The sequence below is a fragment of the Microbacterium sp. GbtcB4 genome (assembly GCF_019091465.1).
Classification (GTDB): Bacteria; Actinomycetota; Actinomycetes; order Actinomycetales; family Microbacteriaceae; genus Microbacterium; species Microbacterium paraoxydans.
The window spans coordinates 1-237 of sequence record NZ_JAGXJJ010000537.1; the positions used below are offsets into that span (position 1 = coordinate 1).

The window sequence follows — 237 nt, forward strand, 5'->3', positions numbered from 1 at the left end:
GGAAGCGGCGCCACCAGTCGCGAGGGGCGGGCGTCGGAGAAGCCGCCATTGCGATCCGCCGACCACTGCATCGGGGTGCGTACGGCCAGCCGCCCCTCGATGGCGATGTTCTCGCCCATCCCGATCTCCTCGCCGTAGAACTGCACCGGCGTCCCGGGGAGGGTGAAGTGAAGGCTGCAGGCCATCCGGATCCTCCGGGGATCGCCTTCCAGCTTCGGCGGCAGCCGTCGGGTGGTC

General features: G+C 70.5%; 1 pseudogene. It reads right to left on the reverse strand.

The features are described from left to right. Positions 1-237, reverse strand: a pseudogene (locus tag KVS71_RS18745) (trehalose synthase); the annotation flags it as partial.